This is a genomic window from Marinobacter shengliensis (assembly GCF_030297115.1).
In the GTDB taxonomy this organism is placed as follows: Bacteria; Pseudomonadota; Gammaproteobacteria; order Pseudomonadales; family Oleiphilaceae; genus Marinobacter; species Marinobacter shengliensis.
This window is the reverse complement of sequence record NZ_AP028062.1, coordinates 1,606,405-1,628,002: the sequence shown is the minus strand read 5'-3', so window position 1 is coordinate 1,628,002 and position 21,598 is coordinate 1,606,405. Positions and strand designations below refer to the sequence as shown.

Annotated in this window: 23 protein-coding genes; 2 read left to right on the top strand and 21 right to left on the bottom strand. The window is 58.7% G+C overall.

Annotated features, from left to right (window positions below):
- Position 1: 1 nt before the first annotated feature.
- From ccmI to ccmA, 9 genes are read right to left on the bottom strand one after another with little or no spacing between them, the layout of a single operon-like run.
- Positions 2 to 1,279: a c-type cytochrome biogenesis protein CcmI gene (gene ccmI, locus QUE75_RS07435; RefSeq protein ID WP_286254787.1), complete on the bottom strand. Its 1,278-nt coding sequence runs from the start codon at positions 1,277 to 1,279 to the stop codon at positions 2 to 4.
- Between the two features lie 36 nt (positions 1,280 to 1,315).
- Positions 1,316 to 1,801, bottom strand: a complete 486-nt coding sequence (locus tag QUE75_RS07430; RefSeq protein WP_286254785.1) for a cytochrome c-type biogenesis protein — start codon at positions 1,799 to 1,801, stop codon at positions 1,316 to 1,318.
- Complete coding sequence (locus QUE75_RS07425) at positions 1,801 to 2,337, bottom strand: DsbE family thiol:disulfide interchange protein (protein ID WP_286254783.1); 537 nt, start codon at positions 2,335 to 2,337, stop codon at positions 1,801 to 1,803. Before QUE75_RS07425 ends, QUE75_RS07430 begins: the two co-directional genes overlap by 1 nt.
- On the bottom strand, positions 2,334 to 4,340 hold the full coding sequence (locus QUE75_RS07420) for a heme lyase CcmF/NrfE family subunit (protein WP_286254781.1): 2,007 nt from the start codon (positions 4,338 to 4,340) through the stop codon (positions 2,334 to 2,336). Before QUE75_RS07420 ends, QUE75_RS07425 begins: the two co-directional genes overlap by 4 nt.
- A gap of 36 nt (positions 4,341 to 4,376) precedes the next feature.
- On the bottom strand, positions 4,377 to 4,856 hold the full coding sequence (gene ccmE, locus QUE75_RS07415; protein ID WP_106695422.1) for a cytochrome c maturation protein CcmE: 480 nt from the start codon (positions 4,854 to 4,856) through the stop codon (positions 4,377 to 4,379).
- Between the two features lie 14 nt (positions 4,857 to 4,870).
- Positions 4,871 to 5,107: a heme exporter protein CcmD gene (gene ccmD / locus QUE75_RS07410; protein ID WP_106695421.1), complete on the bottom strand. Its 237-nt coding sequence runs from the start codon at positions 5,105 to 5,107 to the stop codon at positions 4,871 to 4,873.
- A gap of 3 nt (positions 5,108 to 5,110) precedes the next feature.
- The gene (gene ccmC / locus QUE75_RS07405; RefSeq protein WP_152437774.1) at positions 5,111 to 5,854 is read right to left on the bottom strand and encodes a heme ABC transporter permease CcmC; all 744 of its coding nucleotides are present in this window, start codon (positions 5,852 to 5,854) and stop codon (positions 5,111 to 5,113) included.
- A 59-nt stretch (positions 5,855 to 5,913) separates the two neighbouring features.
- On the bottom strand, positions 5,914 to 6,639 hold the full coding sequence (gene ccmB, locus QUE75_RS07400; protein ID WP_230714292.1) for a heme exporter protein CcmB: 726 nt from the start codon (positions 6,637 to 6,639) through the stop codon (positions 5,914 to 5,916).
- Entirely contained in the window at positions 6,639 to 7,268 is a 630-nt protein-coding gene (ccmA, locus tag QUE75_RS07395; protein ID WP_072677646.1) for a cytochrome c biogenesis heme-transporting ATPase CcmA, read from the bottom strand. Before ccmA ends, ccmB begins: the two co-directional genes overlap by 1 nt.
- 135 nt (positions 7,269 to 7,403) lie before the next feature.
- Between ccmA and fliK the strand changes: the two genes are divergently transcribed.
- Positions 7,404 to 8,801 (top strand): flagellar hook-length control protein FliK, encoded by a 1,398-nt coding sequence (gene fliK, locus QUE75_RS07390; protein WP_286254756.1) that lies wholly within the window; start codon positions 7,404 to 7,406, stop codon positions 8,799 to 8,801.
- Positions 8,798 to 9,115 (top strand): EscU/YscU/HrcU family type III secretion system export apparatus switch protein, encoded by a 318-nt coding sequence (locus QUE75_RS07385; RefSeq protein ID WP_106695418.1) that lies wholly within the window; start codon positions 8,798 to 8,800, stop codon positions 9,113 to 9,115. The genes fliK and QUE75_RS07385 overlap by 4 nt, the downstream gene beginning before the upstream one ends.
- Here QUE75_RS07385 and QUE75_RS07380 read toward each other — a convergent pair.
- The 12 genes from QUE75_RS07380 to cheY form a co-directional block, all read right to left on the bottom strand.
- On the bottom strand, positions 9,101 to 10,204 hold the full coding sequence (locus QUE75_RS07380) for an ATP-binding protein (RefSeq protein ID WP_286254754.1): 1,104 nt from the start codon (positions 10,202 to 10,204) through the stop codon (positions 9,101 to 9,103). The two genes, QUE75_RS07385 and QUE75_RS07380, sit on opposite strands and share 15 nt — an antisense overlap.
- A complete protein-coding gene (locus QUE75_RS07375) occupies positions 10,201 to 12,480 on the bottom strand; it encodes an ATPase, T2SS/T4P/T4SS family (RefSeq protein ID WP_286254752.1) in 2,280 nt (759 codons plus the stop codon). The genes QUE75_RS07380 and QUE75_RS07375 overlap by 4 nt, the downstream gene beginning before the upstream one ends.
- Positions 12,481 to 12,506: 26 nt before the next feature.
- A complete protein-coding gene (locus QUE75_RS07370; RefSeq protein ID WP_061331825.1) occupies positions 12,507 to 12,899 on the bottom strand; it encodes a DUF2802 domain-containing protein in 393 nt (130 codons plus the stop codon).
- A 65-nt stretch (positions 12,900 to 12,964) separates the two neighbouring features.
- The gene (locus QUE75_RS07365) at positions 12,965 to 13,453 is read right to left on the bottom strand and encodes a chemotaxis protein CheW (RefSeq protein WP_072677648.1); all 489 of its coding nucleotides are present in this window, start codon (positions 13,451 to 13,453) and stop codon (positions 12,965 to 12,967) included.
- A 155-nt stretch (positions 13,454 to 13,608) separates the two neighbouring features.
- The gene (locus QUE75_RS07360) at positions 13,609 to 14,412 is read right to left on the bottom strand and encodes a chemotaxis protein CheW (protein ID WP_286254749.1); all 804 of its coding nucleotides are present in this window, start codon (positions 14,410 to 14,412) and stop codon (positions 13,609 to 13,611) included.
- On the bottom strand, positions 14,405 to 15,202 hold the full coding sequence (locus QUE75_RS07355; protein WP_072677650.1) for a ParA family protein: 798 nt from the start codon (positions 15,200 to 15,202) through the stop codon (positions 14,405 to 14,407). Before QUE75_RS07355 ends, QUE75_RS07360 begins: the two co-directional genes overlap by 8 nt.
- 187 nt (positions 15,203 to 15,389) lie before the next feature.
- Entirely contained in the window at positions 15,390 to 16,172 is a 783-nt protein-coding gene (gene motD, locus QUE75_RS07350) for a flagellar motor protein MotD (RefSeq protein ID WP_072677651.1), read from the bottom strand.
- Between the two features lie 17 nt (positions 16,173 to 16,189).
- Complete coding sequence (locus QUE75_RS07345) at positions 16,190 to 16,930, bottom strand: flagellar motor protein (protein ID WP_061331820.1); 741 nt, start codon at positions 16,928 to 16,930, stop codon at positions 16,190 to 16,192.
- Positions 16,930 to 18,096: a protein-glutamate methylesterase/protein-glutamine glutaminase gene (locus tag QUE75_RS07340; protein ID WP_106695414.1), complete on the bottom strand. Its 1,167-nt coding sequence runs from the start codon at positions 18,094 to 18,096 to the stop codon at positions 16,930 to 16,932. The genes QUE75_RS07345 and QUE75_RS07340 overlap by 1 nt, the downstream gene beginning before the upstream one ends.
- A gap of 44 nt (positions 18,097 to 18,140) precedes the next feature.
- Entirely contained in the window at positions 18,141 to 20,234 is a 2,094-nt protein-coding gene (locus tag QUE75_RS07335) for a chemotaxis protein CheA (protein ID WP_106695413.1), read from the bottom strand.
- A 20-nt stretch (positions 20,235 to 20,254) separates the two neighbouring features.
- Complete coding sequence (locus QUE75_RS07330; RefSeq protein WP_138436592.1) at positions 20,255 to 21,040, bottom strand: protein phosphatase CheZ; 786 nt, start codon at positions 21,038 to 21,040, stop codon at positions 20,255 to 20,257.
- Between the two features lie 20 nt (positions 21,041 to 21,060).
- Positions 21,061 to 21,444: a chemotaxis response regulator CheY gene (cheY, locus tag QUE75_RS07325; RefSeq protein ID WP_011785448.1), complete on the bottom strand. Its 384-nt coding sequence runs from the start codon at positions 21,442 to 21,444 to the stop codon at positions 21,061 to 21,063.
- Positions 21,445 to 21,598: the final 154 nt, after the last annotated feature.

Sequence of the window (21,598 nt, the reverse complement as noted above, 5' to 3'; positions counted from 1 at the left end):
CTCAGTTGGTGAGTTCCTGATTGATCACCAGATTCACGGGCTCACCTTGGGCATCCGCTGACAGCACCGGCGCCTCTACCCTGCCCTGCCAGTCTCCTGGCTGCGGGTTGACACTGCCGCTACGACTGAGGCGCGCAATAATCACCACGTCCTGCTCGGCTGAAATGGTGGTTTCCGGTGACATCGCATAACGGTCATCCAGCCGGATATCTGCCGGTAAGGCGCCGGCAGTCAGGCGAGCAACAGCCACCGGTGCCCCCTGGCTGGAGCCCGCTGCTCGGGCAAAAATGAACAATGCAGTATCGGCAGGGACCTGGTCCTGCAGATCTTCATCCAGCGATACCCGCAAAGAAACACCCGGGCCACTAGCCACCTCTGGTTCGGAGCGTTGCTCTGACGCTGGGGACTGCTGCCCCAGGCGCCGGTAGGACTCGTCAATGCCACCGCGAATTGAGGCAATCTGCGGGTGATCCGGCGCTACCTCGACAATCCGCTCCCAGTAGTCAATCGCCGCCCGATAGTCCTGCTGGCTGAATGCGCTGATGCCAAGCAATCCCAAAGAGTTGACCTCGTCCGGATTGAGCGATTGCGCCGCCTCAATAGAGGCCAATACCTCCGGAGTCAGCTCACCCTGGGTGGTGAAGAAAAGTGCCTGCGCGGCAAGACCGTGGGCGACTGCGCTGGATGCCGGGTCTTCGTCAACAACCGACGCCAACCGCTGGAACGCTCGGGCCGCATCTTCATAGCGTTCGATGCGCATGTAGGTCTGGCCCAGCATAGCCCAACCGTCAGCATTATCCGGATTGGCCTCCAGTCGGGTGCGCAACTGCTCGGCCAGTTCCGATACCCGGGCCACCTGCTCACCATCAGACGCATTCATCTCCTGCATGGTCAGGTACTGCTCAAGCTGCTCCATGGCTCCCCAGCGATCATAGGCCAGAAACGTACCCGCAGGCAGCAACAGGACTGTCGCCAAGCCCACCACCATCGCGCTTCGGCGCCCCGGAATGCGTTTCTCCGGCACCGCATTCTCCGGCACGTCATCCAGCATGGCACCTGCCAGCTCGTCTTTGAGCAGTCCATAGGTTTCGTCATCGAGAACACCCGACTCATGCTCGTTATCCAGCTCTTTCAGCCGGCTGCGATAGGCAAGCAGATTCTGGTTTCTCAGATCGGTTTCCAGTCTCGCTTTCGAACGATGAAAAAAGACCGGGTACAGTACAAACGCCAAAGCCAGGAGAATGAGTACCGTTGCGGCAATCCAGAATGTTTCGGTCATGGAGATATCATCACAGTTGAAAATGTATTACCGGAATCAGCTACGTGACGACTGATCCTTGTCAGCCAGCATCTGTTCGACTCGTGCTTTTTCCTCCGGGCTCAGCGGCGGCTCGTTCGAATCCCGCCCCCGGGACCTGAGCACCACACCCGCAACAATCAGCAGGCCACCAAACACCGCAATGGCAGGAAATGCCCAAAGTATGATGGTTCGACGATCAACCGGTGGTTTGTATTTGACGAACTCACCGAAGCGGTCAACCAGAGAGCCAACAATCTCGTCATTGGTGGCACCTGCCTGCATCATCAGGTAGACCTGGTCACGCATATCCTTGGAGATAGGCGCGTTGGAATCCGCTATGTTCTGGTTCTGGCACTTGGGACAACGCAACTCAGCAATCAGGTTTCTGAAGCGCTGCTCCTCAGCCTGGGTATCGAAATCGTAGAATTCGGGTGGCGCCTCTGCGTAGACAGGGAGTGCAAACGCCAGCAGTGCCGCCAGGATCACAGGCATAAATCGCATCAGCTATTCCCCTTGGCCTGATTGATCACAGGTAACAGGATCTCTTCCCACACCCGCTCGTTGACTACGCCCACATGGCGATAGCGCACCACCCCCTGGGCATCGATCACGAAGGTTTCCGGGGCACCGTATACCCCCAGATCGAACCCGAGGGTACCCCGAGGATCGAAGATAATGGTCTGGTAAGGATCACCCAGGCGGCCGAGAAAACGGAAGGCATTTTCTTTCTGGTCCTTGTAGTTCAATCCGATAATACGAACACCCTTCTCATTAGCCAGCCACATCAGATCTTCGTGCTCATCCCAGCACGCCGGGCACCATTCGGCCCAGACGTTCAGCAACGACACTTCGCCCTGAAACAGGGACTGATCCAGCATTTCCCCTGGCTCCCGCAGGTTTTCCAGGTTGAACTCCGGTACCGGTTTGCCGATCAGGGCCGACTCCAGTTCCGAGGGATCCTTGCCAATGCCGGAGGCCAGCAAGATTCCCACCACCAGGGCAACCACCAGGGGCATGAAGAGCATTACCCGTCTCATACGTTGGCCTCCGCAGGCTTACTGCCCGCAGCGCCGGTTTCACCAGTCGATGCGGGGTCTTTGGCCTCTGAGCGGACTCGAATACGGTAACGCTTGTCAGAAATGGCCAGGAAACCGCCGATCGCCATGACCAACGAGCCAAGCCACAACCAGCGAACCAGGGGCTTGTACTGCAGGCGAATGGCCCAGGCTTCATCGCTGATGCGCTCACCGATGGCGATAAAGACATCGCGGAACAGTCCGGCGTCGATTGCCGCCTCGGTCATCACACTCATGCCCACCGGGTAATGACGCTTTTCGGGGTGTAGGCTGGCAACCTGCTTGCCATCCAGGAACACATCGAACTCACCATACTCAGCCCTGAAGTTTGGCCCCTGGCGCTCACCGATGTAGTTGAACACCACGGTGTAGTCGCCGACCTCAGCGGAACCACCTGGCACCATGCGTACATCCCGCTCGATGCCATAGTTGGACACCACGGTGGCCCCTGCAATGACCATTGCCAGGCCAAGGTGCCCGAAGACCATGCCGTAATAGCTGCGGGACTGGCGCTTCAGACCATACCAGCGGCCCATTTTCGATGCGGACTTGTCCCATAGATCCCAAGCCGTGGCCATCGTTACCCAGACCGCGGTGAATACGCCGGCAAAGGCCCAGGGGGCAAAGCCGCCGTACACCAGCATCACTGCGGTGGTAACCAGCACGCTGACCGCCAGGGGCCAGAGCAGCTTACGGGCCAACCAGCCACCGTCGGTGCGCTTCCAGCGTGAGAAGATCCCGGCGCCCAACAACAGGCCAGTGGCCACAGCCATAGGGCTAAACGTGGCGTTGAAGAACGGTTCACCGATCGACAGCTTGCCCAGGTTCAGGTAATCCAGCACCAGCGGATACAGGGTACCGATCGCCACCAGCATGGTTGCCGCTACCAGCAACACGTTATTCAACAGCAGGAAGATTTCCCGTGACAATGAGCCATAGCGGGAGCGAACGTGCACCACCGGTGCCCGGAAAGCATACAGGGTCAGGCTGGCGACCACGGTGATGCCCAGCAAGGCCAGCAGGAACGTACCCCGCTCGGGGTCATTGGCAAAGGAATGGACCGAAGTCAGCACACCGGAACGGACCAGGAAAGCACCCAGCAAGCTCAGCGAGAAGGTCACGATGGCCAGAAGCACGGTCCAGCTTTTGAACACGCCGCGCTTTTCGGTGACCGCCAGCGAATGCATCAGCGCCGTGCCGGACAACCAGGGTAGCAGAGAGGCATTTTCAACCGGGTCCCAGAACCACCAGCCGCCCCAGCCGAGCTCGTAATAGGCCCACCAGCTTCCCAATGCGATCCCCAGGGTCAGGAACGCCCAGGCCACCGTTGTCCACGGGCGGGACCAGCGGGCCCAGGCGGCATCCAGTTTACCGTTTATCAGTGCCGCGATGGCAAAGGCAAACGCAACTGAGAAGCCCACATATCCCATATACAGCATGGGCGGGTGAAGAATCAGACCAATATCCTGCAGCAACGGGTTAAGATCGCTGCCATCAGCCGGAATGTTCGGCAAAAGTCGGTCAAACGGATTGGAGGTAACGATAATGAACAGGAAGAACCCGACACAGATCATGCCCATCACCGACAATACCTGAGACACCATGGTAGACGGCAACTTCCGGCTGAATACCGCAACGGCCAGTGTCCAGCCCGCCAGCATCAGAATCCACAGCAGCAGGGAGCCCTCATGCCCCCCCCAAACCGCACTGAACTTGTAGTACCAGGGCAACATGCTGTTGCTGTTGTTGGCGACATAGGCAACCGAGAAGTCATCCACCATGAACGCATGGGTCAAAACGGCAAAAGCCAGGCCGGTAAAAACAAACATACCGGTCGACAGCGGGCGGGCAAACGCCTGCAGGCTGTCACGGCCAGTCAATGCCCCGGCTAACGGGACAACAGAAAGGAGTACTGCCAGCAGCAGCGCGATAATAAGTGCAAGCTGTCCGAGTTCCGGATACATCGGGTTCCTCCAGCAACAGGGGGTCGGAGTCGTTGATTAGTAAGCGGTGGATTCCGCGGCTTTCTCTACGTCGGCAGCCTGGTGCCTGCCTTTCGAAGCTCGTTCCAGGGCCTCGGCTACTTCCGGCGGCATATAGGTCTCATCGTGCTTGGCCAGCACCTGGTCAGCAACAAACCGGCCTTCCGCGTTGAGTCGCCCCATGGCAACAACGCCCTGACCTTCGGCAAACAGATCCGGCAGGATACCCACATACTCCATGGCCACGGAGGCGGAGTAATCAGTTACCCGGAATTCCACCTTCAGGCTCTCCGGATCACGCACCACGCTGCCCTCTTCGACCATGCCGCCAGCCCGTATGCGAACATCCACCGGCGCCTTGCCATCGGCGATTTCACTGGGGTCGTAGAACAGATTGATATTCTGACGCAAAGCATAGGTAGTCAGGCCAACGGCAATGGCAAGCCCGGCCACCAGGAACAGCACAATGGTCAGTCGCTTTTTACGAATCGGATGCATGAATTACCTGCTCTTCAGTCTTGGGGAATTTCAACTCGGGTAAAGCTTGCCGCTGCTTTGCCCGTTGCCTTGGCAGATGCCCGGCTTTCTGTGTCATGTCTGCGCTGGCAATCTTCCAGGGCCGATTGATTTCGTTTCACCGACCAGATCATCAAGCCGGCAAGCAGAACGGCAAAGACCGCATAACATACCCATACGTAGGGTCCGTGGCCTTCCATCGCAATAAATGCTGAGAACGAATCAAACGCCATCGGTCATTTCCTTCCTGCCAGTACCATGTCTTTTACCCACCGGGTTCTCTGCTCGCGGATCAGAATCTCGGTCTTCATCCGGATACAGGCCAACCAGCCAAACAGCAGGTACAGCCCCAGAACGGAAAGCAACAAAGGCACCCACATTTCCATGGGCATGGAGGGCTTTTCGGTCAGTTTGAACGTGGCGGGCTGATGGAGTGTATTCCACCAGTCTACGGAGTATTTGATAATCGGGATATTCACTACCCCCACCAGAACCAGGACGGCGACGGCGCGGGCGGCAGATTTTTCATCGTTGATCGCCCGGTCCAGGGCAATAACACCGCCATAAAGGAACAGCAGTATCAGCATCGAGGTGAGCCTGGCATCCCACACCCACCAGGTTCCCCAGGTTGGCTTACCCCAAACCGCACCGGTAAACAGGGACAGAAAGGTAAAGATCAGGCCAACCGGCGCAATGGCTTTGACAAACACATCCGCCAGCTTCATGCGCCAGACCAGGGTCACGACAGCCGCGACCGCCATGGAAATGTAGATGGACTGAGCCAGGAAGGCACTGGGCACGTGGATGAAGATAATCCGGTAGCTATTGCCCTGCAGGTAATCCTTGGGTGCAAACGCCAGGCCCCAAATCAGCCCCGCTGCCAGCAGGAGCAAGCCGCCGGCCAGGAGCCAGGGCATAAACCGGGTCGCAATCCCGAAGAACCACTTGGGGGAACCCAATTTGTGAAACCATTGCCACATCAGTTGGTCACCGTCTTACTGTTCACTGTTCGTTTTGCCGGCGGGCGCACCCGGGGCGTTTAACTGTTGGACATACTGATCCGCAACGCTGCCGCGGAAGCGAACGGGGCCAATGTCAGGGCCAGCACCAGAAATGCCCCCATCAGGGCCAGGTAGCCGGCCACCGGCGCACCTTCTGCCGCCGCTGCCACCGTGCCGGTACCGAAAATCAGCACGGGAATGTACAGCGGAATAATCAGTAATGACAAGAGCACGCCCGCAGAGCGCAGCCCAAGTGTTAATGCCGCACCAATGGAACCGATCAGGCTGAGCACCGGTGTGCCGATCAGCAGCGTTAGACACAGAATTGCAACAGAGTTCCCGTCCAGATGCACCATAACACCCAAAACCGGGGTCAATATCACCAGCGGCAGGCCTGTGAGCATCCAGTGCGCCAGTGTTTTTGCCAGGATAAGCAGGAACAGGGGCTGTGGCTGCAACACGAGCTGCTCCAGGGTGCCGTCATCAAAGTCGTGCCGGAACAGATGATCAAGGGACAGCAACACCGACAACAACGCTGCCACCCAGAGAATGCCCGCCCCAGACTGTTTCAGAAATCCTATCTCGGGGCTGACACCCAGGGGAAACAGGGTGACAACCATGACGAAAAACAAAAGAGGATTAAGCAAATCCTGCCGCTGCCGGAATGCGACCCGGACATCACGAGCAAATACCGCCACCATGGCACTTAGCGGCCCAACGCCCTGTTCCACCGGTTTTATCAAAGGGTGAGCCGAACTATTCATCACACTGCCCCCCCACCCAGGGTAATACGCCCCATTCCCTCAACCTGAAGGTCATGATGGGTGGTGACCAGAATGGCGCCGCCTTCTGCCGCTCGCTGCTTGAGCAGGGTTTCGATCGCCTGAACGCCATCCGCGTCGATGGCGGTAAATACTTCGTCCAGCAGCCACAGGGGCTCGTCAGCAATCAGCAACCGGGCCAGCGCGACCCGCCGCTGCTGGCCTGCCGAGAGGTTGCGACAGGGAACATGTTCATACCCCGCCAGGCCAGTGCCGGCCAGGGCCTGGGCCAACACCTCGTCATTGACCGGGCGGCGTCCCGCCATCAGTGCCCGCAGGTTTTCCATCGGTGTCAGCAATGGTTTGATACCAGGCCGATGACCCAGGTACAGGGTGTTTCGGTGAAACGACTCGCGATCATGCCCCCGGGGTTGCCCGCACCACAGAATGTCTCCAGACCAGGCATCGTTCAAACCCGCGAGAATACGTAACAGAGTGGTTTTACCTGAGCCATTGGGGCCCTCGACACGGGTGAGCGTACCGGGCACTATGGAGAAAGACAGGTTTTGGAACAACAGGCGCTCATCCCGTTCACACTCGAGATCAACCGCCTGTAGTAACGGCTCGGACATCGTGGCCCCGTTTCAGGACGAAGGATGCGCAGCAGGCATCGGGTGCATGGATGAAGGTCACGCAGGTACCAACATGAAATCACGGCATTCACAGCCAGCGCGGCGTATTATAACGAAAGCGTTACCGGAATACTCTTGCCCGACATCAAATCCATGACAATGAAGCTGAACGGCGGACAACCTCCAGTCAAAACACCGGACGCGCCTGCGGCCCGGAGCTCATCCGGGCAGGCTACCCCTGAACTTCGGGACGGTGCAACGTCTGTGCCCCGGGCAGACCCGCTCAAATCTGCACAGCAGCAGCTAATGCAACTCCGGCTCAGCAATAATGAAACCGCCCTGGCCCGTGTGGCCGACATTATTCAACAGAAAGGTGGTGGCCATGAACTGCTTCTGGAGTTGCGTGGTCGTGCCCTGGCGGTCTCGACCGGCCCGGATTCCGCGGGCCTGTCCGCGGGCGATCTGATCAAGGTGATGCGGGCCGGCAACGAGCTGCGACTGCTTGGCAAACTAGCCCCGGGGCCAGATGCAAGTATTGCGCGGGCACTGGCCCAGAGGCTGCCCTGGCAACAGAATTTGCAGGCCGGGCTCGGGCAACTGCTGCAAAGCCTGACCAGTGGATTGAAGCCTGGGCTACAGCCTGGCCAACCACCGGCCGGGAATGCCACCCAGCCCTTGCCTGCCCTGGCCCAGCAACAACTGCAGAACCTGCTTGCCAGCCTACCCCGCTCGGATGCCCTGGCACCCGGCGTGGGCAAGACCGATGGTATTGCCCAACAGGTCCGGCAATGGCTAACCGAAAGTGGTGTTTTCGCAGAATCCAGGTTGTTGCATTCCAGCCAGGCCCAGGGTTCGCCGACCGATCTGAAGCTGGCCCTGGCTCGGGTTGCAGGCGCACTCCTGGCTGCACAGGGCCAGGGGCCCGAACACTTCAATCGGCTGACCCCCCTTGCCAGTCACGACCTGGTTCAATCCCCTCTGCAATTCCCGAATTTCACTGCTTCTTCATCATCCAGCACTGCCGAACCTATATCGGTGGCACAGGCCCTGCGCCTGCTGGCCGGCATGCTGAACCGGATTACCGTCAATCAACTCCATAGCCAGGTGCTTACTGCCAGGGCCGGTGCCGAACCCGGCACACCCATCAACACGCTACTGATCGAATTGCCCTGGCTGACGCCGCAGCAGGAACCACGAATGGCTCAACTGCGGCTGGAACAGTATGAAAGGGACGAGGAGTCTGCCAGAACCACCGGTCATGCCACTGTCAGTGAATGGCGACTGGCGCTTTCCATGGATCTGGACGAAGCCGGGCCGCTTCACTTCGACGTTTCTTTCCGGTATCCATCCGTCAGTGCCCAGGTGTGGGCAGAGAAGCAGAGCACCCTGCGCCAGGTACACGAAGAACTGCCGCTGCTTCGGCAGAGCCTGACCGACCTGGGGCTGGAGGTAAAAGACCTGGATTGCCGGCGCGGCAGCCCCCAGCGTACACAAACCCGACTGGAACACCGACTGGTGGACACCAAGGCATGAAGAACAAACAGACTGACACGGCCATACCGGCAGCCGTCGCCCTGAAATACGAAGGCGAGCGGGCACCGGTTATCGCAGCAACCGGGACCTGGGAACTGGCGGAAGAGATTATCCGCATCGCCAGGGAGCACGACGTGCCGCTGTATGAAAATGCCGAGTTGGCCAGCATTCTCGCCAGACTGTCGTTGAACGAGGAAATCCCGGAAGAGCTTTACCGGGTGATTGCGGAAATACTCGCTTTCGCGTTTCACATTCGGGGCCGGACGCCCGGAGACGCCCGGCCAACCGAGGGCAGCGCTTCAGTTGATCAGTGAGCGCAGGGCCCAGGCCTGCTGCCAGTGATCCCCTTTGCGGGGCGCCACTGCGGTCTCGAAATAGTGCTTCAGGCGCCGCCGGTCTTCCGGCTGATCCTTGAGTGCAGAACCAATGATGTGGTGCATCAGGTGCTCCACAGTCATGGCTCCGCCACCGTAGTACCAGGCGTTCAAACTGGCCGCGTGGGCCACCGAGACAGCTTCGGCGGTTGAAAGGGCGGCGCCAGCCAGGCGGTCGGTGCTTCGTCCATCCAGGGTCTGGCCGTTGCGCAATTCGTGAAACAGCGTCACCAACACCTCAACCACTGGCTCATCCAGCGCCACCTCGACACCCGCGCGTCGGTTCGCCTTGGCCACCTCACGAAGGACGACGTCCATTTCATCAGCCAGGTGGCGGATAGGCCGAATTTCTTCGAAATCCATCCGGCGCTTGAGGGCGGCACTCATGCTATGCACCCCCTCATCGATGCTGTTCGAGGTCGCCACCAGATTGAACCCTTCCCGGGCCAGGATGACCCCTTCCTCCCCGGCCAGTTCCGGAATCACCACAACCCGGTCAGACAATACCGACAGTATGGCGTCCTGCAACGCCTGGGGGCAGCGGGCTATCTCTTCGAAGCGAACCAGGCGCCCTTCCATCATGCCCCGTAGCAGTGGTGTTGGCACCAGGGCGTTCAGGGTGGGTCCTTCACTGTGCAGAATCGCTTCGTTCCAGCTGTACAAGAGCTGGCTAACCTGGCTGATGGCGCCGCCCTGAAGTGTCAACGTGGAGTTGCCAGAGATGGCTGCCGCCAACAGCTCAGACAGCCAGGACTTGGCCGTTCCCGGCTCACCAACCAGCAAACAACCACGGCTGGTGCACAGGGAAATAATAATACGGACCACGACACCACGATCGGCAACGAACTTGCGCTCGATGCCAAGCGTCTCATCGCCCAGCAGGAACTTTTCCACCCCACGGGGAGACATTTGCCAGCCAGGCGGAATCGGGCCCGGATCCATCGCGATCAGTTTTTCGAGCTCTTCCCGATAGGTCACCTCGGCCGGTTCCCGCTGGGCCGAACGGGCAGCTTGTTTGTTCTGTTTCATCCGATACTCCTGCGACCGCCGCGAACTTCCGGTGCCATCCGCTCTCTCGGTATGATGCGAGGCAACTCAGACAGCGGGATGATCCCCTCAATAACGTGATCCAGCGCGCTGTCCCGCATGGTTACCAGACCGGCATCCAGTGCCCGCCAACGCAGCTCACCGATCGGTGGCTGGCTGGAGATGGCGTTCCGGATATCGGATTCCACCTCCATATACTCAATAATGGCCACCCGCCCCTGGGTGCCACGGCCGTTGCATTTGTCGCAGCCTTTGCCCTCGAAACAGCGGAAGTCCGCAGGGGCGCCATCCGGGAACACCTCGGCCATAATGGCAGGGTCCGGTTTGGCCGGTTTGCGGCAATGTTTGCAGATGCGCTTGGCCAGACGCTGCGCAATCACCGCCAGCAGCTCACCGGCGATGGAGTTGGGGTGAACCCCGAGATCGTACAGGCGCTGGAGTGAATCCACGGCGTCGTTACAATGCAGTGTCGACAGCACCACGTGCCCGGTCTGGGAAGCCCGGATAGCTTCCAGAGCCGTCTCCTGGTCCCGGATTTCGCCCACCAGAATGACATCCGGATCTTCCCGCACGAAGGCTCGCATGGCATCAGCAAAGCTGAAACCAATGTCCGCACGCACGCGGGTTTGCTGGATGTTCTCAATGGAATACTCGATAGGATCTTCCACCGTGATCACCTTACGGCGGCCGTCATCGGCAAGGGTCTGCAAGCCGGCATACAGGGTTGTGGATTTACCCGAACCAGTCGGGCCGACCACCAGCACCAGGCCTGCCGGGTTATCCAGCAACCGTTGGTAGCGGCTGCCAATAGCCGGAGACATGCCGAGCTCGGCGATGGTCATGGCCCGCCCGGTCTGGGGTAATAACCGGATGATGGCATTTTCGCCATGCAACGATGGCTGGGTCTGGATTCTGAGATCGTACGAGGTATCTCCCAGCTGCAGGCGGGAGCGCCCGCCCTGGGGCAAACGGTGTTCGGCAATATTGAGTTCGGCCCGCAGTTTGATCACGTTGATCACACCCCGGATTTCACGGGCAGATAACTGATACTGCGGCAAGTCGCGCAACTCTCCGTCCACCCGTAACCGGATTCGAACCCGGTTTTCGTACTGCTCAATGTGAATGTCGCTGGCTTTCTCACTGACCGCGTCCAGCAGGATGGCCTCATACACCGATACCAGATAGGGGCTGATATTCCGGTTGTTACCCTTATCCTCACCCAGCAAGTCCCGGGAGCGTTCATTCTCGTTTTCCGGAACGGTCCTGCCGTGCTCTGCGACAAACCGGCTGCCTTTGACGGTCAGATCCAGTGCTGACCAGATTCTTCGGAAATCGGTAGGCGTGACCAGCAGGCACGTGATCCTGTGCCTGGGTGTCAGGCGCTCGAGTTGATCGGTGTGGGCGTCAGGGTCATCGGTGACCACGGTCAGGCTACCGTCTTCCTCTGCCACCGGGATCATCCGGGAAAGATCGAGGAAGGTACGGGAGAACCGTCTGAACAGCTCGGTTTGCAGGCTACCAAGCACTTCGTCAGCATCTGTAAAGGTCATTCCCCGCTGTTGGGCCAGGGACCGGTAAAGATCAATCTCTTCCAGGTTCAGCTTGCGCCGGACCACGTCCAGAATGCGTTCGTTCTTCCCGGCCGCTTCCGCCCGGGCCTGCGCCAGAACCGCTTCGTCCACAATCCCCAGATCAATCAGGATCTGTTCGGCATTGCGATTGAAATCCACCCAACCCAGGGTTCGAACCCGCTCAATTCGGGTGCCACTGCGCTGAAACATGGCCAGGCTCGGCACCGGGCCCGCCCGGCCTTCCAGGCACACCAGTTTTCCGCCATCCCGCAAAACGGTCACCATCGCCGCCGGCTCTGGAATAAAGGTGGTGCACAGGATCAGGTCACATAGCTCGTCGGTTGGTATCCCATTACCCGCGTCAGCAACCAGCACCTCGACGTTGTGCTTACCTCCGTGGGTAAAACGCTCTCTGGCCTTCTCGGCAACGACCGGATTGCGATCAACGTAAAGAACACGGTAGGCAAGTTCAGCGAGCACGGCGGTGAGATAGCCCGACCCGCCGCCAATGTGCATGACCACGTGGTCAGGCTCTATTTCCGGGCAAAGTGCCAGCAGATGTTCAACGGTTTCTTCTTTGGGAATGGAATGGCCAGTAATCGAGGGGCCAATATCAACACCGGAGACGAACGCCCGCCGGTCTACAGCATTGAGAGCCTCGGCGGCTCTCGGGTAGAGTTTCTTCATTCAGCAGCGCCTGTGACAGCTTTGGATCAGGCCGCCTGACGTTTCTTCAGTGCTGACACCAGTTCGGCCTCGGGGCGGGATATTCCGCACGTATTCATAAGATCGTCGATATCTGCACCAAGATCAACCAGGCGCGCTGCTTCGTCGTAGGAAATTCTCAGTGGGTCGTTCTGGCGCATTTCATCCAGGGCATTACGCAATTCGTGCAGTTGCCGTTCGCAGGCCACCAGGCGCTGGCCGACGCCCATGCTGCCGCTGGTCGTAGCGTGCAATTCACGGCCCAGGGTGTCGCATCGCTGTTTTGTTGAAGCTCGCAATGCGCTGATCTGACGCCCGTGGATGACACCCTGAACCAGGACCAGGCCAATCGCGACTGCAGTCAGGCCCCAGGGGAGCCAGGAAGGAATGGTATAACTCATGACAGACGTCTCCCTTGTGTGTCACCACGGAAGACGTCCATCGGGAGCGCTGGAAGGAGAGGCCCTTACAGCGATGCGATTTCAGCCCACTCGTGGTCTGACAACATTTTGTCGAACTCGACGAGAATAATCAGCTCGCCATTCTTGTTGCACACGCCCTGGATAAACTTGGCACTTTCCTCGTTACCCACGTTCGGTGCAGTTTCAATTTCACTGGCCTTGAGATAGACCACCTCCGCCACTGAATCCACCAGAATACCCATGACCTGGCTGGAGGATTCCATCACTACAATTCGCGTGGCATCCGTCACTTCTGCGTCCGCCAGGCCGAAGCGCCGACGGGTGTCAATAACCGTAACCACGTTGCCCCGCAGGTTGATGATGCCCAGCACGTAATCCGGGGCACCCGGTACCGGAGCAATCTCGGTATACCGAAGTACTTCCTGGATCTGCATCACGTTGATGCCGTAGGTCTCATCATCCAGGCGGAAGGTCACGTACTGCAGTACCTGATCATCCTGGGCCTGATTTACTTGTCCGCTCGGGGATGCCATAGCGCTCTCTCCTTCTCGGCTGCCCGGCGGGCAACCTGATCGTCAAAAATTCATCATCAGTGCCCAATACTATAGTTAAGGGCACAAACCGTGCCAGCCTTGCACGGTTTCTTTCAGTAACCAATCTGTACAGTTTCCGCCTGTACGCGGTCACCTCAACTCAGATCCAGATGGTGCTCCCGCTCGGCTCTCACCAACAGATGCGCCATGGTTCTGACATCAATCAACGCGCACATGTGATCAATCACGGTTCCAGCCAGCCAGGGCCGCTTGCTACGCGCGGTGCGCCAGCGAACCTCATCTGGCTTGAGGGTGAACGATTGGGCAACATCGTCACAGGCCAGGCCCCAATCGCTGTCATCCAGACGGATCACAAACCGATAATTATCACGGGCACCGGCAGGAACCCGCCCAGCCATAATCCATTCTGCGGTGTCGACCACCCGCAGATTATGGTCACGATCCGGGCGAATGCCCATGTACCACCGGGGGCTGCCGGGAATGGGCCGGATTTCTTCTTCAATCCGATGAATGGCACCAAGCAGGACCAGGGGTACCGCAAGCTGCAGGCCCGCCACCGTAAAAATCAGGCACTCAAACGGCCCATGGGACCACTCTGGCCGGGTCGGCGGTTCCGTGCTGGCTGGCACCGGCTCCGGGGTGGTTGCCAATGTGACCTCCGGCTGCCGAACCTCTTGCACCTGAGGCAGCACAACCTCAGCGGACACCGGCGGTACGGGCGGCGCCTTCTCGATAACCGGGGCAGGCTCCCGTTTCACTATCTCGGCCGTTTTTTCCCGGACTCTGGCTCTGGTTTCGGTCTTGGGTTCCGGCGCAGGCTGAACCTTTTCGGGTTCTTGCACCTGGGCACTGCTGGTTGCCGTGTGCAGAAGTTCGTCGAGGTAGCTGGCGATCGCCGCATCAGGCGTGGCCAGCTGTGCCATTTTTTTGTCAGCCATGCCGCCGCTCCTTCGCGGTAGCGGTTAACGCCAGAACATCGTCAAGCAGGTGCCGGTAGGCTCGAACGCCATGGGTGTCTGCATCCAGTGCCGATGGAATAACACCGGCCTGGCTGGCATCCCGGAACTTGGTGTCCACCGGAATGGCAAAACGCCAGAGCTTATCGCCGTAGGTTTTACGCAACAGATTCAGGCTCTTCACTGAGGCCTGGGTACGGCGATCGTAGAGCGTGGGCACAATGGTGTACGCCAATTCGTTCTTCTGGGAACGCATGATCATTTGCAAGGTGTGCAGCATGCGCTCCAGGCCCTTGATCGCCAGGAACTCGGTCTGTACCGGAATGATCAGGTGCTGGGCCGCCGCCAGGGCATTGACCATCAACACGCCCAACGACGGGGTGTTGTCCAGTATCACGTAGTCAAAGTCATCCCAGAGTTGCGCCAGGGCCCGGGAAACAATCAACCCCATCCCCTCCACGCCAATCATCCGTCGCTCAAGGGTGGCCAGGGCTGTGCTGGCCGGCAGCAACGACAGATTCGGACAACTGGTCTCGGTAATCAGCTGGGCAGGCAAGCCATCCGGCACCTTGCCCTGGTGCTGGAACAGATCGAAGACGCTATGTGCCAGCGAATCGGGGTCATACCCGAACCAGCTGGTCAGAGAGCCATGGGGGTCCAGGTCGACCACCAGCACGCGTTTGCCGCGTTCGGCCAACAACCCGCCCAGGGCTACCACCGAGGTTGTCTTACCTACACCACCTTTTTGATTGGCTACAGCCCAGATTCGCACTCTTGTCACTCCAGTTTGGCTATGCCCGACGGAAATACCGGCCGCTATTGACCATATCGGCACGCGGGCCCGAAACTTGACTGTCCGCTGTCCGTTTTACGCGGCAAGCCTTTGCCGATCCGGATGATAAAAAGACTGTAATACAGGAAGCGTGCCAGTTCGGCCATACGCATCTGCCACCGGCAGATTAGCGAACGGCACCACGAATACTGGCGTCTCGGGAAATCAGAAGCACAACCCGGCGATTACGGCGCCGCCCTTCCTCGGTGTCGTTTCTCGCTACCGGCTGGTACTGGCCGTAACCCACCGCCGCCAGACGTTCGGGCTCTACACCTTCCATCATCAACATACGAGCCACGGCCGATGCCCTGGCGCTGGAAAGCTCCCAATTGGATGGAAACCGGCTGGTTCTGATTGGCTGGTTATCGGTAAACCCCTCCACCTTGATGGCATTATCCCGGTTGCGAAGCACCGTCGCGATCTTCTCGATCACCTGGAATGCGTCATAGTGAGGTTCGGCGTCGCCACTACTGAACAGCATGCTGTTTGGCAGGTTGAGTTCCAACCACTGTTCATTGGTTTCCAGGCTGACCACGCCCTGGCTGATCAGTTCATCAAACTCCATAGTCAGTTGATCTGCCATGGTTCTGAGGGCTTGTGTGCGGCTTTCGGCATCCAGTTGAGGATTGCGCGGCGCCTCGGTGACCGGCGGGGGAATAACGTCTTCTGGTGAACTGGTCTGGGCCCGCAGTGGCTGGTCGCCCACCTGGACAGGCTGCACCGAGCGCTGGGGGGCGTTAAACACGCCTGTCAGGGTTTCGGACAGAACTTTGTATTTACCCTCGTTAACGGAAGACACCGAGTACATGACAACAAAAAAAGCGAACAGAAGCGTGATGAAATCCGCATAGGATATCAGCCAACGCTCCTTATTGTGCAGGTCATCCTGGGGTTGTCTGCGCCGACGCATAGGCTAGTCCGTCCTGATTACTGCAGGAAGCCCCGCAGCCTCAGTTCAATGGATTTCGGGTTCTCACCCTCAGCGATGGCGATGATGCCATCGATCATCATGTCTTCGTAGCGGGTACGTTCCTTGACGATACTTCGCAACTTGTTGGCGACAGGGAAAAACAGCAGGTTGGCCAGGGCCACGCCGTAGATGGTGGCTACAAACGCGGTGGCAATGCCGCTACCCAGAGACTGCGGGTCTTCAAGGTTGGTCATCACCTGAATCAGGCCCATGACCGCCCCAATGATACCGATCGTCGGCGAATAACCACCCATGGCTTCATAGATACGCGCCGCCTCAAGATCCCGCTGCTCACGGGATTCCAGATCCACTTCCATAATGCTGCGGATGGCTTCCGGCTCAGCGCCATCAACCAGCAATTGCAGCCCCTTGCGGGCAAATTTCTCCGGCTCCCGCTCTGCCAGGCCTTCAAGGCCCAGCAAACCCTGCTTACGAGCCTTGACGCTCCAGTCGATAACCTTGCCAATACCATCTTCCAGGCTGATATAGGGCGGCACAAACACCCAGCGAATCTGCGCCATGGCCCGCTTGAGCATGGGCCAGGAGGTTTGCAGAATGGTGGCCGCCAGTGTGCCCCCAACCACAATCAGCCCGGCGGGCCCGTTGAACAGGGACCCGACCGCACCACCTTCCAGCAGGTTGCCACCCAGGATGGCTACAAACGCAAGGATGATACCCAGCAGGCTCAGAATATCCATCAGCTCACGCCTTCAACCAGCCGGGGGCCAACTTCATCAAGCGGCAGGATTTCGTCACTCAATCCGGCCTTGGCAACGGCCATGGGCATGCCGTAGATGACCGAGGATTTCTCATCCTGGGACCAGACCACTGAGCCAGACTGCTTCATCATCCGGCAGCCTTCCTTACCGTCTGCTCCCATTCCCGTCAGGATGACGCCCAGGGTTTTCCCCGGGAAGCTTCGGGCAAGAGAACCGAAAGTGACATCCACACAGGGTTTGTAATTCAGCCGTTCGTCACCCGGCAGGATCCTGACTCTCGCCTGACCGCCACGATTTTCGATCATCATCTGCTTGCCGCCAGGCGCCAACAAGGCATGGCCAGGCTTCAGGATATCGCCATCTTCGGCCTGCTTGACCTGAATACGGCAAAGTTTGTTCAGGCGCTCGGCAAAAGCCGGGGTAAAGCTGGCAGGCATGTGCTGAACCAGCACAATGGGAGCCGGGAAAGAGGCCGGCAGCGCGGTCAAGACCTTCTGTAACGCCACCGGCCCTCCCGTGGAAGTGCCAATTGCAACCACGCTGTAATGTCTTGGTGCGGCTTTCCGGGAGGGCCGTCTTGGAGTTTCCGGCTCGCGGGTCGGCTCTGGCTGGACTGGGGCCGGGGCTGAGCGGTCGCGGGTTACCGGTCTGGCGGGCCGCTCTGGAGGCTGCGGGGCAGCCGGGCGCGTAACCCCGGGACGCGGAGCTGCCGGGCGTGCAGCCGGGGCCGCAGAACGACCGCTGGGCTTGCTGCCTGCCACGTCAAGAATCCGATCGATGAGGATTTTCTGAAGTTGGCTGGTATCCCGGGCAATTTCCTCGAAGTTCTTGGGCAGGAAGTCCACTGCCCCGGCTTCCAGGGCATCCAGAGTAACCCGCGCACCCTCATACGTCAGAGATGAGAACATCAACACCGGGGTCGGGTGCTTTTTCATGATTTCACGAACCGCCGAAATACCATCCATCACGGGCATTTCGTAGTCCATGGTAATCACATCAGGGCGCAGCTTTTCAGCCAGCTCCACCCCTTCACGGCCATTGGTTGCCGCACCAACAACCTCGATTTGCCCCGAGGCCGTGAGGATTTCCGTCAGCCGTTTGCGAAAGAACCCTGAATCATCAACGACCAGGACAGAAACTGTCATCCATTTCTCCTAAACAATCCTGCATGTTATCTGCCCCGGTACCGCTAACCGTAATGTTGAAGAAGGCTGGGTACGTCAATAATCAGGGCAATGCGGCCGTCACCGGTGATGGTGGCCCCGGCCATACCGGGCGTACCCTGTAACGCCCGCCCCAGGGGCTTGATCACCACCTCTTCCTGGCCGATCAGCTGGTCCACCACGAACCCGACCTGCTTTGTACCCATGGCCACAATCACCACATGGGCGTTTTCCGGCTCTTTCTGGCCAGCCGCGCCATGTACCAGCCAGCGCTTGATGTGGAACAGCGGGAATACCTTGTCACGCACCACAATGCATTCCCGGCCATCGACAATGTTCGTTTTCGACAGATCCAGATGGAAAATTTCAACCACGTTCACCAGGGGCAAGGCGAAAGACTGATCGCCCAGCATGATCATCAGCGTAGGCATGATCGCCAGGGTGAGCGGCACCTTGATAATAATGCTGGTGCCCTTGCCCTGTTCAGACACGATGTTGATCTGGCCGTTAAGTTGGCCGATCTTGGTTTTCACCACATCCATGCCCACGCCTCGGCCAGAAACATCGGATATCTGTTCCTTGGTCGAGAAACCAGCGGCAAAAATCAGGTTAAAACACTCGTTATCGGTCAGTCGATCTGCGGCGTCCTGGTCGTACAGCCCTTTCTCCACCGCTTTTCGGCGCAGAACATCAGGGTTCATACCCGCGCCGTCGTCAGAGATGGAAAGCAGGATATGATCCCCCTCTTGTTCCGCTGACAGGGTCACAGTGCCTGCACGGGGCTTACCGGCCTTTTCCCGCACCTCTGGCATTTCAATGCCATGATCAACGGAGTTTCTTACCAGGTGAACCAGCGGGTCGGACAGCGCTTCGACCAGGTTCTTGTCCAGGTCGGTTTCTTCCCCGTGCATCACCAGGTTGATTTCTTTCTTCAGCCCTCGGGCCAGGTCTCGTACCACCCGTGGGAAGCGCCCGAATACCTTTTTGATCGGTTGCATGCGGGTCTGCATGACCGCCGCCTGCAAATCGGTGGTCACCACGTCGAGGTTGGCGACCGCCTTGTGCATATGTTCATCTTCGCTCTCGGAGCCCAGGCGCTGCAGGCGATTACGGACCAGTACCAGCTCACCCACCATATTCATGATGTCGTCAAGGCGCTTGGTATCCACCCGCACGGTGGTCTCGGCTGCGGGCGCCGCATCTCTTGCCGGGGCGGAGGGGGCTGCCGGCTTGGCTTCCTGCCTGGCGGGTTCCGGCTGTTTTGGTTCCGGCTTCTTTGGCTCAGGCTTGGCCGCAGGCTCAGGTTTGGTCTCCGCTGCGGGGGCCGCACCAGGGCTCTTGCCTTTGCCATGCAGCTCATCCAGCAGGTTTTCAAACTCGTCATCGGTGATCAGATCATCACCAGTGGATGATTTTGCCGGCTCTTCTGGTTCCGGCTCCGGCGGGGTGTCGTTATCAACAACCGGGGGGCCAGCAAACTGGCCTTTACCATGCAACTGGTCCAGCAGGGCTTCAAATTCGTCGTCGGTGATCTCGTCGCCGTCTGACCCGGCGTCGTTGGCGGAGGTGTTTTCCGGTGCGGCCGCCGGCTGTTGCTCTGCACCTTTTTCATCGGCCAGGGCATCCAGCAGTTGCTCAAACTCTTCGTCGGTAATATCTCCGGAATCATTGCCCGCACCGGCGGCAGGTTCGGGTTCTGGCGTTGCCGGTGCCGGCGCTGCCGTGTCGCCTTCCGGCTTGGCAAGTTCATCCAGCGCAGCGATCAATTCGTCCGGAGCCGGAGTCGGCTCTTCACGGTTACGAACCTGATCAAACATGGCGTTGACGTGGTCCAGAGCTTCCAGCACCACGTCCATCAATTCGGAGGTGACCTTGCGCTTGTGGTTGCGGAGGATATCGAACACATTTTCCGCAGAGTGACAGCAGTTGACCAGCGCTTCGAGCTGCAGGAACCCGGCACCGCCCTTGACCGTGTGGAAACCACGGAAGATGGCGTTGAGCAGGTTGCTGTCATCCGGATGCTGCTCAAGATCTACCAGCTGCTCGGACAGCTTTTCGAGAATCTCGCCGGCTTCAACCAGGAAGTCCTGCAGGATCTCTTCGTCGGCATCAAACGCCATGCGTCACCCTCTATAATCGTTCAGAAACCGAGACTGGATAACAGGTCATCAACGTCGTCCTGCCCCGAAACTACATCATCACGCTCCTCAGCCTTGATCTGAGGCCCTACCCCTTTTTCGGCCGATTCTTCTTTTTCTTCAATCTGGTGCACGGTGCCGGTGAGCTGGTCCACGTGGCTGGCCATCACCACCAGGCCAAGCAGGTTCTCTTCGACTTCTTTCACAAGAGCCGTTACTTTCTGGATAACCTGCCCGGTAAGATCCTGGAAGTCCTGGGCCAGAAGGATTTCTGACAGGTTGCTGTACAGGGTATCGGAATCTGTGGCCAGGCCCGCAAAGAAGCGATCAATGCGGCCGTACAGCTCCCGGAATTCTGCCGGCTCCATTTCCCGACGACGCAACCGCTGCCATTCGTCTCGCAGGGCGGTCGCTTCGTCGCGCATGGTATGCGCCACCGGCATGCTTTCTTCGACCAGGTCCATGGTGCGATTAGCCGCCTGGCTGGTCATCTGGACAACGTAGGCCAGCCGATCCGAGGCATCGGACATCTTGGACAAGGCTTCTTTCTGCTCGGCACTGCGGGCGTCTATCTGAAAATTCCGGATAGCCTCGTGCAGGCTCCGGGTCAACCGCCCCACTTCCCGATAGAGGCTCTGGTCGCGAACTTCACTAAGCTCGTTGATCACCGACATCGCACGGGCGTAGTTACCGGAACTGATGCATTCGGCCAATTCGGAGCTTTGCTGCTGGAGCTTTTCGGTTACCTCCGGGTCGAGGCCCTGATGGTTCTCGTTCTTGTCAGTCATGACAGCCATCCGACCTCTGGTTACTGGATTCGCTCGAAGATCTTCTCAATCTTTTCCTTGAGAACGGCAGCGGTAAACGGTTTGACGACGTACCCGTTAACGCCGGCCTGCGCCGCCGCCACAATCTGGTCACGCTTGGCCTCCGCGGTTACCATCAGCACCGGCAGGTTCTTCAGGTTCTCGTCTGCCCGCACCGCCTTGAGCAGATCAAAACCCGACATGCCAGGCATGTTCCAGTCGGTCACCAGGAAGTCGTACTTGCCGCTCCTGAGCATGGGCAATGCAGTGTTGCCATCGTCCGCTTCATCCGTATTGGTGAAGCCAAGATCGCGCAGCAGATTCTTGATGATTCGCCGCATTGTGGAAAAGTCATCCACAATGAGAATTTTCATGTTTTTGTCCAATGGGACCTCCAGTCAGTAACACCCGGATTTCATTAAGCCTTTTGAAAGTCTAGCAGGCCGCTGCTTTAACCGCTTATTGTGTGGTGTTTGGCCGCGTTGTAAAGCGCCGGTTACCAAAATCTACACAGTTACGCGCCGCGCGGTCAGCGCCGGC

Excerpts from the sequence above, each read along its gene's own strand:
- ccmI (WP_286254787.1), bottom strand. The coding sequence starts at position 1,279 with ATGACCGAAACATTCTGGATTGCCGCAACGGTACTCATTCTCCTGGCT.
- QUE75_RS07430 (WP_286254785.1), bottom strand. The coding sequence starts at position 1,801 with ATGCGATTTATGCCTGTGATCCTGGCGGCACTGCTGGCGTTTGCACTC.
- QUE75_RS07425 (WP_286254783.1), bottom strand. The coding sequence starts at position 2,337 with ATGAGACGGGTAATGCTCTTCATGCCCCTGGTGGTTGCCCTGGTGGTG.
- QUE75_RS07420 (WP_286254781.1), bottom strand. The coding sequence starts at position 4,340 with ATGTATCCGGAACTCGGACAGCTTGCACTTATTATCGCGCTGCTGCTG.
- ccmE (WP_106695422.1), bottom strand. The coding sequence starts at position 4,856 with ATGCATCCGATTCGTAAAAAGCGACTGACCATTGTGCTGTTCCTGGTG.
- ccmD (WP_106695421.1), bottom strand. The coding sequence starts at position 5,107 with ATGGCGTTTGATTCGTTCTCAGCATTTATTGCGATGGAAGGCCACGGA.
- ccmC (WP_152437774.1), bottom strand. The coding sequence starts at position 5,854 with ATGTGGCAATGGTTTCACAAATTGGGTTCCCCCAAGTGGTTCTTCGGG.
- ccmB (WP_230714292.1), bottom strand. The coding sequence starts at position 6,639 with ATGAATAGTTCGGCTCACCCTTTGATAAAACCGGTGGAACAGGGCGTT.
- ccmA (WP_072677646.1), bottom strand. The coding sequence starts at position 7,268 with ATGTCCGAGCCGTTACTACAGGCGGTTGATCTCGAGTGTGAACGGGAT.
- QUE75_RS07385 (WP_106695418.1), top strand. The coding sequence starts at position 8,798 with ATGAAGAACAAACAGACTGACACGGCCATACCGGCAGCCGTCGCCCTG.
- QUE75_RS07380 (WP_286254754.1), bottom strand. The coding sequence starts at position 10,204 with ATGAAACAGAACAAACAAGCTGCCCGTTCGGCCCAGCGGGAACCGGCC.
- QUE75_RS07375 (WP_286254752.1), bottom strand. The coding sequence starts at position 12,480 with ATGAAGAAACTCTACCCGAGAGCCGCCGAGGCTCTCAATGCTGTAGAC.
- QUE75_RS07370 (WP_061331825.1), bottom strand. The coding sequence starts at position 12,899 with ATGAGTTATACCATTCCTTCCTGGCTCCCCTGGGGCCTGACTGCAGTC.
- QUE75_RS07365 (WP_072677648.1), bottom strand. The coding sequence starts at position 13,453 with ATGGCATCCCCGAGCGGACAAGTAAATCAGGCCCAGGATGATCAGGTA.
- QUE75_RS07360 (WP_286254749.1), bottom strand. The coding sequence starts at position 14,412 with ATGGCTGACAAAAAAATGGCACAGCTGGCCACGCCTGATGCGGCGATC.
- motD (WP_072677651.1), bottom strand. The coding sequence starts at position 16,172 with ATGCGTCGGCGCAGACAACCCCAGGATGACCTGCACAATAAGGAGCGT.
- QUE75_RS07345 (WP_061331820.1), bottom strand. The coding sequence starts at position 16,930 with ATGGATATTCTGAGCCTGCTGGGTATCATCCTTGCGTTTGTAGCCATC.
- QUE75_RS07340 (WP_106695414.1), bottom strand. The coding sequence starts at position 18,096 with ATGACAGTTTCTGTCCTGGTCGTTGATGATTCAGGGTTCTTTCGCAAA.
- QUE75_RS07335 (WP_106695413.1), bottom strand. The coding sequence starts at position 20,234 with ATGGCGTTTGATGCCGACGAAGAGATCCTGCAGGACTTCCTGGTTGAA.
- QUE75_RS07330 (WP_138436592.1), bottom strand. The coding sequence starts at position 21,040 with ATGACTGACAAGAACGAGAACCATCAGGGCCTCGACCCGGAGGTAACC.